The following is a 10240-nucleotide window of genomic DNA, read 5'->3' as shown; positions in this document are numbered from 1 at the left end:
ACCGGCACCTGCACCACCTGCCACCGCCCGCTGCCCAGAACGTCCACCACCAGCCCAAACCCAAGAACCAGAGCAACCTAACGGAGTCCTACTAGGACGCGCGTCAGCAGGCCGCCAAGACCCGGATCCCGCCATTCGTCGGCCGGGAGTTCCAACGCGTCGCGGTCGACGAGGAGTTCGACGACGGGCAGGGGGCCGTCCGGTTCCCGCGGGTGGAGCGGCGCGAGAGCATCGAAGATCTCGCGGGCCGCCTCCTGCGCGGTGCGCGGCCGGTCGTCCTCCGCGGACACTCGGCGCGGCCCGTCTATATCGTCGCACCACAGCCGCAGCCGGTAACAGGCCGCGCCGTCGGCGGTGCCGCACGAGGAGAGTTCCACCAGCAGCCGGGGGGCCGCCGTCCGCTCCTGCCGGGCGGCCCATTCCTCCGCGTCCCTGCGGCGGTCCTCCAGGGCGGACCGGTGGATGGCCAGCCGCGCGGCGACCCGTTCGCCCCATTGGCGCAGCGCGCCCCGCTGCTCCGAAGGGCAACACACGGCCAGGAACTCGACGGCGCGCACCAGCCCGGGGACCGGGGCCGCCTCCCCAGGGTGGCCGAAGGAGGACGCGGGCGGGCCGGGAAGGCGTTCGAGGTATCCGACGAGATCCCCGATGCCCTCACCCCGGGACGCCTGGGAGACCAGCGGCTCGGGCACGACGGCCAGCGGCAGCGCCGCCCGCAGGGCTGCCGGTACACGGGCGGTGGAGGCCGCGTCCAGTACCTCCAGGCGCCGCACCAGCAGGTCGTACTCCCCGGGGGTGAGCAGCCGCGGAAAGCGGATGTCGCGGCCGGTAAGCAGGAGTTCGTCCGCCAGACGCGGGGCGACGTTGCGCAACGCTCCGACCAGCGTCGGCAGAGCGCGTTCGTGCGTGAGTATCAGGTGGGCGAACTCCTCGGCGGACGGATCCCCGTCTCCGCTGTGCTCCAGCCCGCACTCCCAGGCCACGGCTCTCCCGCAGCGGGCCCAGTCCTCGGTATGGGGCAGCCTCCGGTCCAGGAGGGCGACGAGTTCGGCGTAGAAGGGATCCCCGCGCACGTCGTCGTCGGGCTGCGCGGTGAGAGCTGCCAGACCCGCACCTGCCAGTTCGTCGCGGATCCGCTGCCAGGGAATGCCCCAGGCACGCCGCAGCGCACCGTCAGTGTTAAGCCTTGCCGTCACGAGACCGACGACGGCCCGCTCGCGGCCCGACCAGAGGGGGCCGCCGCTGTAGCCGCGGTCGACGGCGAGCTTGTCGCGCAGTGCGTCCACGTAGCCGAAGCGGCCGTTGCACTCGGTCACTTCGACATCGGCGAAGGAGCCGCGCTCCGCGCCGCCGTGCCAGGCGCGCACGAGCTGCTTTTCCGCCATGGGATGCCAGCGGGGCGGCTGGATGCCGTGGGGCAGTGCGGAGTCGAGGCGGAGCACGGCGAGGTCGCCGTTCCACTCATACGCCCCGAGCCCCCCGTCCGCCGGGCGTGGAGCTATCCACGCCGTCAGCTCGGCCTGGCACATGTGGGTGATGTCTGGCCCGTACACCCGGATCTGTAACGAGACCGGTCCGGGGTGCTGCACGGCCAACATTTCACAGCCGACGGCACAGTTGACCACATGGGCGCAGGTCAGTACATGCTGACCGGGCAGCAGCACGCCCGAGCCGACGGGCTCGCCGTCCAGTCGGCTCAGAATCGAAACGGCAGGGGGACGCGAGTCGGCGCCCACGCAGCGGAACCACCCCACGGTCAGCCCGTACCGTTCGGCATTCGCCAGGTCGCCGAAACGCTGAGGCTGGCCTGGACACCTGCCCCGACGATCCCCAGTTTGAGATCCTGCCCGACTTGCACGCCGAACTGCACCGTGATCTCCTGCGGCCGGTCGTGCGCGGTGCCCACCGCGTCGTGCACCTCCTGCAGCAGCGGACCGAGGGGGCGCAGCACGGCGCGCAGCGTGCCGGTGGCGAGGGTGGCGGCCCGGTCGCTCCGCCCGACCGGGGTGACCCCGTCGATGCCCCCGGGCTGGTCCCCGCCCGTACCGTTGCGAGCAGCCCCCACGGGCGCCAGCTCCAGGCGCACGGAGGTGTCGTCGGCCAGCAGTATCTCGGCAAAATGCGTCACATGCCCATGATGCCGATCAACTCGCTTGGAGCGCAGGGGGTTTACCGAATCCGATCCCGGCCTGCGCGACGTCGATGTCGGACTCCCAGCAGCTCCGGACGTCCGGGTGCCCGATGCTGGACCCCACGCACACCGCTGGGCGTCACCATCCGCCACTGGGCGTTCTCGTGGCCCTGGCCCATGTATTCGATGCCCTGGATCAGGCACTCCAGCTTGTCGGCGTCCGGGCGCGGGAGGCCGGCGGTGAAGGTCAGTAGGTGGCGGGCCGCCGCCGGTAAGGAACGGCGGGCACTCGGGCGCGCAGACCCGGAGCCGGAACAGCAGGCCCCGGTGGCGCACTTCGCCCGGCACCCGGCCGGTACCGGATGCTCTCCAGCTTCCCACGTCTGCACAGACGTGGCTCGCGCGGGGCTCCTCCGCCCCAGTGGTGAGCCCGTCATACCGAGGCGGAGACGACACCACCCGACGGCGTACCTCTTCCAGGAGTGGGCCCTCAAACCCCACGAGATGTGGCTGACCGTGGAACGCGGCCCGGGCGGGGTCGGCGCCTTCGAGCTTGGCGATGATCGTCGCGATGAGAGCGGCGCGCCAGCGGGCTTGGCGGCGGAGCAGGGACCTGTCCGCGTCGCGGACCTTGTTTCGAAGTCCTCGCGTGGCCACTCGGCCACGTACCGCCCCTGCCAGTCGTCTGGCCCACAGCGATCAACGCGATCGAGCAGCTCAGCCCCAGCCCCCGTGGGAGAAAACCGGGATTGCGGGGTCTTCAAAATTGAGCGGTGCGGAGGTGCCCGCGGGCTTGCCGGGTGGTGACGCAACGTGTCCGTAGCCGCTGGTTGTCGGCGTTGCGGAAGCCGAACGCGTTGCGGGCGACGAGCTTGATCACGCGGTTGATGCACTCGCTCTTGGAGTTGTGGTGGCCAGTATTGATGAATGCCTCGATCTCGGGCCACCAGCGGTCGACGGTGATGGCGAGCTGCCGCACCTCGGAGATGTCGGAGTCCGCGCACCAGGCGAGGAACTTCCACCGCGCGTGGCCGACTTGGTGGCGGTCGGCACCGGTGCGAGCCAGGGCGAGGAGGGTGCGCAGGTTCTCCTTGGCGATCCAGGCGGTCAGGAGCCGCTGGCCGATCTTCCCCTCACCCATCAGGGCGTTCCACATCGCGGCGAACTGCTCGTCGGTGAGGTCCTCCCGGTTTCGGAGCAGGCGCCGCCTGGCCGTCCACTCCGGATCGGTGGCGCGTCCGCGCCGTCCGCGGATCTCGGCGGTGGTGCGGCGCCGGACCATGGACAGCATCTTGTTGGCGAGCTGGACCACGTGGAAGTGGTCGACTACCACAGTGGCCTGCGGCAGGGCGATGCGGACGGCCGCGCGGTAGGTGGTGGACATGTCGATGGCCACGTACTTGATGTTCTTCCTCCACTCCAGCGGGGTGGCGGCGAGCCAGACGAGCACGTCGGCGACGGTGCGGCCCTCGATCTGCCCGAGCAGGTCGCCAGTGCCGAGCGCGTCGACGAAGCCGGTGTGCCACCGATCCCTCACCAGGTGCCACTTGCCGGTGGTCGGATCCTGTTCCCAGCGCGGCCGCCCGCGCCGGGTCTCGTCGATGCCCAGCACCTCCACGTTCGGCCGCGGCGCCTCGACGACGGCGCGGGCCTGGGTGCGGAAGGCGTCCATCACGGTGGGCCAGGACAGGTGCAGGTCTCGGGCGGCCTGGATGACGGTGGAGCCGGCGTCCCGCACCCGGCGTCCGGCCGGGTTCGCGGCAGAACCAACGTCGCTTGTGCCAGCGGAACTCCAGCCCGCTCTCGCCGTAGGGCAGGTCGCGGGGCCGGGTGGTCGTGGAGCCCTTGACTCGGGTGGCGAAGACCCCGCAGGCCGGGCAGGCCCGGGCGGTCTCGTCGGACGTGATCAGGTGGACCCGGCGTCTGCCGTCGGCCAGTCGCTCGACCCGAACGACGGACACCCCGTCGAGGTCGAGGAGCAACGTCGTATCGTTGAGCAAGCCCGTGGCTCCTGCTTGATCGCTCTGCGTAGAGAACAGAAATGATCACTCAGGACCGCAGGCATCTTTGTACCTGGGTCACCGGCTCCATCGCCGCCCGTGACTGTGTCGTCGGCGTAGCGGGCCTGGGACGGTGCGCGTCAGGGGGTCAGAACAACCTTGCCGCTGACGGTGCCCGACTCCGCCAGGCGCAGGGCCTCGGCGGCCTTGGCGAGCGGGAGTTGGGCGGCGATGCGGGCGGTGACGTCGCCGCGGCGGACGGCGGCGAAGACCTCGGTGAGGTCAGCGCGCAGGCAGGCGCGGAAGCGATTCTTGTTCAGTGCCCGGCCCGCCCAGATGTTGTAGAAGTGGGCGTGGCGCCCGTTGGGCAGGGTGTTCCAGAGCCAGGTGCGGGCGAGGATCTTCATGACCGGCCACTGCTTGGAGCCGGTGACGTCGCGAGTGGAGGCGCTGCCGTAGGCGACCAGGGTGCCGCCGGGGGCGAGCAGGTGCCAGGAGTCGATGACGCTCCGTCCGCCGACGTGGTCGAAGACCGCGTCCACCCCGGCGGGCGCCAACTCGCGGACCCGGGAGGGCACGTCGCCGTCACGGTAGTCGACCGGGATGACGTCCAGCTCCCGCAGGGCCTCATGGTGCCGGGGCGACGCCGTGCCGATCACCTTGGCGCCTGCCGCGCGGGCGAGTTGGACCAGGACGGAGCCGACGCCGCCGCCGGCGCCGTGCACCAGGACGGTCTGCCCCGCGCGCACCCGGGCCCTGCGGTGCAGTATCTGCCGGGCCGTGATGCCGTTGACCACGACGGTCTCGGCCTCAGTGGCCGAGAGGCCGTCGGGGACCAGGACCGCGTCCTCGGCGTCGACCACCACATGGCTGGCCCACGCGCCGACCTTGACCAGCGCGGCCACCCGTCGGCCGACCAGGTTCGGGTCGACGCCCGGACCGGTCGCCAGCACCCGGCCCACCAAGTCGTAGCCCGGCACGAACGGGAACGGCGGCTGGTCGTAGTACCGCCCGCGGCGCATCTGCTGCTCGGCGAACGAAACCCCGGTCGCCTCCATGGCGATCACGATCTGTCCCGGGCCGGCGTCCGGTACGGCTGCCTGGCGGATCTGCAGACCTTCCGGGTCCACGATGCCCGGCAGAACGACCTGAACGAGGTGGGCGCTTTCCATGATCAACCCCTCTGGTTGGTAGATGCATTTGCGTTCGTTAGAAGTTATAACTCATCGAGAGTGAGAGTCAAGAGCGTTGGTGATAGGCTCTAACTGAGCAGGTGATGGTGCGGCTTCGGGAGAGTGGGAGGCGAGTCGTGATCGAGGCGGACGCGAGGACTCCGAGGGAGCGGTACCGTACCCAGGTACGCGAGGAGATCAAGCAGCACGCATGGGCCCAGATCGCCGCCGCCGGGGCATCCGCCCTGTCCCTCAACGCCATCGCCAAGCACATGGGCATGAGCGGCCCGGCCCTCTACCGGTACTTTGCCAACCGCAACGAGCTGATCAGCGAACTCGTCAAGGACGCCTACCGCAGCCTGGCCGACACCTTCCGCGCTCGCGCCGAGACCGGCGCCGGCCTCGGCGACCTTGCGCAGGCTCTACGCCGGTGGGCTCTGGACGACCCCCAGCGGTACTTCCTGATCTACGGCACCCCCGTGCCCGGGTACCAGGCGCCTGACGACACCACGCGCATCGCCTCCGAGATCATGGCCCGCCTCCTCGACGCCTGCGCCGCCGAGCAACCGCCAGCCACCCCGCCGTCCGCGCTCGATGCGCACCTCGCCGAGCACCGGTCCTGGGCCGGAGAGCACCCGGCCTCGCCGTCGGCGCTATGCCGGGCCCTCGCCTTCTGGACCCGCCTCCACGGCGTGCTCTCGCTCGAACTCGCGGGCCACTTCACCGGCATGGGATTCGACCCCGCCCAGCTCTACGCCTCCGAAACGGAAGCCATCGGGGGTTGTTGACGACATGGGTTGATGGAGGGCGGGATGCCGTGGACATGGCCGAGAACGCCCGCAGCCGTTCCTCGAAGAGTTCAAGGAACGGCTGCGGGCGTTCTACGCCGCCACCACGCCGAGGCGGACGACCGGTCAGTGGCTTGGTGGATCCCCGCTGTCGAGCGGGCTCAAACGGACGGTGCGAGCGAGGACCACACGCCGAACCACTGATCGTTCTGCGTAGAGAACAGAAATGATCACTCACGACCGCGGGCATCTTTGTACCCGGGTCACCGGCTCCATCGCCGCCCGTGACGGATCATCAGCGGGCCAGTCGAGGCGCACCGCTCAACTTCGACGCCCCAGTAAAGCCAGGGATGGCTGACGGGTGGGGTGGGCGGTGCGGTGCTGCTGGTGATGAAGAGGTGCGGGTTGGCGGCGTGTGGCCAGCGCTGGCTGCGGTGGGTGAGGCAGGTGGCCAGACGGACGCGGACCGGTTCGGCCAAGTGGAGGGTGCGGCCGGGCAGGTGTAGGCGGCCCATCTCAAGGTCGCGGGCATCGGTAAGGGGCAGCTGGCGGATCTCGCTCGCGCGTCCTACACGTCGTCGAAGCTGGGCTGACTCTACGGCTCCTCGGGGGGCGGACCTTGGACACCGAGGAGTCGGGTGATCTTCTCGGCTTCATCACTCTAGAGGTCGAAGAGCAGGCGCGTCGTCGTGCCGAGGAGAGCGTCCAGCGGCACCTGGGTACGTGCGCCGCGGGCGCTGGCGATTCCGGAGCCGAACAAGTACTGGAGAGTCTCGCCGGAGGGGATGCGGGCATCGGCCTCGATGCGGTCGCCCGGCATGTCGCCGAACGCGACCCGGCTGCCCGTCCCCGGGGCTGAACCGTCACCACAGAACGGTGAGAGGACCCCGGTCAGGCGCCGGGGTCCTCTCACCGTTCTCCTACGTGTCAGTGACTGCTGGTGAATACCGTGGAGGTCTGCACCCAGGTCGTTGAGGCTCGTCGGGCACCTGTGCGATTCCCGCGGATCCGAGAAGTGGGGGGAGAGGAGGTTGAGGCTGTCCCTCGGTCGATCAGCGGCGTCGCAGGGACGGGTCGAGCAGCGCGGGCGGAGTGTCGTTCTTCTCGTGCGCGGCCAGGTCGGTGCCGGGGACCACGATGGCGTCGATCGCATCGAGTACGTCGGGGGAGAGCACGGTGTCTGCGGCGGCGAGTTGCGAGTGCAGGTGGTCCAGCGTGCGGGGGCCGATGAGCGCGCCGGTCACGCCAGGGTGCGCGGTCACGAATCCGAGCGCGAGCTGGATCATGGTCAGGCCGGCCTCGTCGGCGACCTTGGCCAACCGCTCGACTGCTTCGAGCCTGGCCCGGTTGGCGGGGACGGTGGTATCGAAACGCTGCGGCATGAACGCTGAGCGGTTGCTGGTGATCTCCCGGCCCTCGCGGATCGCGCCCGACAGCCAGCCTGAGGCCAATGGGCTCCACGCCAACACACCGAGCCCGTATTCCTCGGTCACGGGCAGGACGTGGGCCTCGATTCCGCGCTGCAGGATCGAGTAGCTGGGCTGTTCCGTGGCGTAGCGGCTCAGGTGGTGCTCGCGGGCGGCCCACTGTGCCTGCACGATGCGGTAGGCGGGGAAGGTCGAGGAGCCGAAGTAACGGATCTTTCCTGCGCGCTGCAGGTCGGTCAGAGCCGACAGCGTCTCCTCGTCGCTGGCACGGGGGTCCCACCGGTGGATCTGGTAGAGATCGACGTGGTCGACACCGAGACGGCGCAGGCTGTCGTCCAGTGCGGTGACCAGCCAGCGGCGCGAGCCGCCCTGATGGTTGCGCTCGTCGCCCATCGGCAGGCTTGCCTTGGTGGCCAGCACGATGTCCTCGCGGCGGCCGGCGATGGCTTTGCCGACCATCTCTTCCGACTCGCCGCCGCCGTACACGTCGGCGGTGTCGATCAGGTTGATCCCGGCCTCAAGAGCGACGTCGACGATGGCGGTGACCTCGTCCTGGGTGGTGCGCCCGATCTTGCCGAAGTTCATCGCGCCGAGCGCGAGGGTGCTGACCTGCACACCAGTGCGGCCCAAGGTGCGGTACTGCATGACCGTGTGTCTCCTCATTGCGGGTGGAACGTGGTGGCGATGGGTGGCTTGGATGTCCGGCTCCTGCTCTGGCATCATAAGCAAAACGGAACCTCGTTCCGGAACGATACGGAACGCTGTTCCGGTTTGGCAAGTGCGATGACGGTGGAGGAGCGCGGTGAACGACAGCGACCAGGGCGCAGAGCGCGCGGCCCAGTCCAAACGGAAGGACGCCCGGCGTAACAAGGAGGCCCTGCTCGACGCGGCTGCCGCGGTCTTCATCACGTCAGGCGTGGAAGCACCCGTACGCGACATCGCGACCAAAGCCGGCGTCGGGCTGGGCACGATCTACCGCCACTTCCCGACGCGAGCGGACCTCATCATCGCCGTCTACCGGCACCAGGTCGACGCCTGCGCCGAGGCCGGTCCAACACTCCTGGCAGCCGGCCCGACTCCTCATGCCGCACTAGGACGGTGGATCAGCCTCTTCGTCGACTTCCTGGTAACCAAGCACGGACTCGCCGCGGTGCTCCAGTCCGACAACGCCGCCTTCGACACGCTGCACGCCTACTTCCTCGACCGCCTCGTGCCTGTCTGCGCCCGGCTACTCAAAGCCGCAGCAGCCGCTGGAGAGATCCGCTCCGACATCAGTGCCTACGAACTCATGCGCGGAGTCGGCAACCTCTGCATCGGCGCGGACAGCGATCCCGGCTACGACGCACGTCGACTGGCCGAAATCCTCATCGCAGGACTGCGCCTACCGCACTAGCCGCGACACCGTGACCAAGTTCGGCACCGTCAACACCCCCAGAGTCATGCAGGCCATCAGCCACACCAGCGGGCCCTGACGGGCCTCGAACACCCGATCCGAAACAGCTCGCCACGCTCAGCTACATGCGGGTTGTTAGAGATCATCTCGTTTGGTGGATCGAAGCGAAGGTCCCCGGCGGACTGAGCCTCCGGTACTGGTGCGACGATGCGGGGGTGCGCGAGGTCGATGAGCTGATCAACGTCGATGATCCAGCCTGGCCGCTCCTCCTCCAGGAGCTGTCCGGCACTGACGTACCAGTTGAGGTGCTGCCCGGCGATGCCGAGACAGGACGCGCGTCCCTGCTGCAGCTCCAGATCTCGGCCCGGTCAAATCTGGGCGGGATCGTGCTGAATTGCGGCGGTCTGCTCGTGGACAGCGGATGGTTGCGCATTTTCGGAAGCCCGCGTGGCACCGACGCCGAGGGGCTACCGGGTCTAGCCGAGATCAACGCGATGCCCTCGGCGTTCGAGCCAGCCTGGCGGCCAGGGGCGGGGCTTGTGGTCGCGCACGATGTGCTGGGCGGGGTGTTCGCCCTCAATGGGGGCAACCCCCGGGAGGCCGGTCGGCCCAGCGAGCCGGGCGAGATCCTCTACTTCGCCCCCGACGCCCTTGGCTGGGAGGCGCTGGGGGCCGGGCACTCGGCCTGGCTGTCCTGGATTCTCTCCGGAGGGCTTCGGAAGTTCTACGAAGGCCTGCGGTGGGACGGCTGGCGCACTGAGGTCTCCGTACTGAAGGGCCGACAGGGATTGTCGTTCTTCCCGCCGTTGTGGTCGGCCGAGGCCCGCCAGGATCTGTCGGCGACCAGCCGCCGTGCGGTGCCCATGGCGGAGCTCCTGGGTCTGAGCCGCGACTTGTGCCTTCAGTTCGACGGCGCCGACCCAGGGTTCCTCGGAGTCGCATGAACCGGCTCACCCGCCCAGACGCCGGTAGCAGATGAGCGCGGTGGCGATGCCGGCGAAAGCGAGGAAGTGTTCGGCCCGGCAGCCCCGGCGCCCATACCCCGCACCGCCGACGGCCGGGGTGACCACGCCGCCGCCAGGGCCCGCAACGAGCGCCGCATCGCCACCGCCTGACGTCGCGGCAAAGCCGTGCACCCCCGGGCGCAACGGCTTCGCTTCTGTCGATCTTCGGGCACCCCGCCACCGCTGGGCTTGTTATCAGCCGGCCAACTGGTCGGCGCCCGCATCGCCGGCGGCACCTCCGCGCTGTAGACCCCGTAGCGCGCCCGCACCCCTGGTCGGCAGTCCTGCCGCTTCCGCCGCCGTCCACAGGACGTCCCGGAGCATG

Annotated in this window: 9 protein-coding genes and 2 pseudogenes; 3 read left to right on the top strand and 8 right to left on the bottom strand. The window is 69.6% G+C overall.

Features of this window, described 5'->3' with window-relative positions; all coding sequences use genetic code 11:
- Positions 1-77: 77 nt before the first annotated feature.
- The 6 genes and pseudogenes from ABZ818_RS41145 to ABZ818_RS41120 form a co-directional block, all read right to left on the bottom strand.
- Positions 78-1664 carry a trypsin-like peptidase domain-containing protein gene (locus ABZ818_RS41145; protein ID WP_361426996.1) on the bottom strand — a complete coding sequence of 529 codons (1587 nt, stop codon included), beginning with the start codon at positions 1662-1664 and terminating at the stop codon, positions 78-80.
- 92 nt (positions 1665-1756) lie between these two features.
- Positions 1757-2128: a CU044_2847 family protein gene (locus tag ABZ818_RS41140; RefSeq protein WP_361426993.1), complete on the bottom strand. Its 372-nt coding sequence runs from the start codon at positions 2126-2128 to the stop codon at positions 1757-1759.
- A 522-nt stretch (positions 2129-2650) separates the two neighbouring features.
- A pseudogene (locus ABZ818_RS41135) lies at positions 2651-2719 on the bottom strand (HAD family hydrolase); the annotation flags it as partial.
- 172 nt (positions 2720-2891) lie between these two features.
- Entirely contained in the window at positions 2892-3869 is a 978-nt protein-coding gene (locus ABZ818_RS41130; RefSeq protein WP_361426990.1) for an ISL3 family transposase, read from the bottom strand.
- A 28-nt stretch (positions 3870-3897) separates the two neighbouring features.
- A pseudogene (locus ABZ818_RS41125) lies at positions 3898-4092 on the bottom strand (transposase family protein); the annotation flags it as partial.
- Between the two features lie 179 nt (positions 4093-4271).
- Positions 4272-5303: a medium chain dehydrogenase/reductase family protein gene (locus ABZ818_RS41120; protein WP_361426987.1), complete on the bottom strand. Its 1032-nt coding sequence runs from the start codon at positions 5301-5303 to the stop codon at positions 4272-4274.
- Between the two features lie 137 nt (positions 5304-5440).
- On the opposite strand from ABZ818_RS41120, the gene ABZ818_RS41115 reads away from it, so the two are divergent.
- Positions 5441-6091, top strand: coding sequence for a TetR/AcrR family transcriptional regulator (locus ABZ818_RS41115; protein WP_361426984.1), 651 nt, complete (start codon positions 5441-5443; stop codon positions 6089-6091).
- Positions 6092-6752: 661 nt separating this feature from the next.
- Here ABZ818_RS41115 and ABZ818_RS41110 read toward each other — a convergent pair.
- Positions 6753-7004, bottom strand: coding sequence for a hypothetical protein (locus tag ABZ818_RS41110; RefSeq protein ID WP_361426981.1), 252 nt, complete (start codon positions 7002-7004; stop codon positions 6753-6755).
- 139 nt (positions 7005-7143) lie between these two features.
- Positions 7144-8163 carry an aldo/keto reductase gene (locus tag ABZ818_RS41105; protein WP_361426978.1) on the bottom strand — a complete coding sequence of 340 codons (1020 nt, stop codon included), beginning with the start codon at positions 8161-8163 and terminating at the stop codon, positions 7144-7146.
- A 157-nt stretch (positions 8164-8320) separates the two neighbouring features.
- Here ABZ818_RS41105 and ABZ818_RS41100 point away from each other — a divergent pair, with 157 nt between their 5' ends.
- On the top strand, positions 8321-8911 hold the full coding sequence (locus tag ABZ818_RS41100; RefSeq protein ID WP_361426975.1) for a TetR/AcrR family transcriptional regulator: 591 nt from the start codon (positions 8321-8323) through the stop codon (positions 8909-8911).
- Between the two features lie 125 nt (positions 8912-9036).
- On the top strand, positions 9037-9855 hold the full coding sequence (locus ABZ818_RS41095) for a DUF2625 domain-containing protein (RefSeq protein ID WP_361426972.1): 819 nt from the start codon (positions 9037-9039) through the stop codon (positions 9853-9855).
- Positions 9856-10240: the final 385 nt, after the last annotated feature.

The organism is Streptomyces sp. NPDC047453, assembly GCF_040643155.1.
In the GTDB taxonomy this organism is placed as follows: domain Bacteria; phylum Actinomycetota; class Actinomycetes; order Streptomycetales; family Streptomycetaceae; genus Streptomyces.
Note: the sequence above shows the minus strand (reverse complement) of the source record. Positions and strands in the feature narration are given on the sequence as shown.

Excerpts from the sequence above, each read along its gene's own strand:
- ABZ818_RS41120 (WP_361426987.1), bottom strand. The coding sequence starts at position 5,303 with ATGGAAAGCGCCCACCTCGTTCAGGTCGTTCTGCCGGGCATCGTGGAC.
- ABZ818_RS41105 (WP_361426978.1), bottom strand. The coding sequence starts at position 8,163 with ATGCAGTACCGCACCTTGGGCCGCACTGGTGTGCAGGTCAGCACCCTC.
- ABZ818_RS41095 (WP_361426972.1), top strand. The coding sequence starts at position 9,037 with ATGCGGGTTGTTAGAGATCATCTCGTTTGGTGGATCGAAGCGAAGGTC.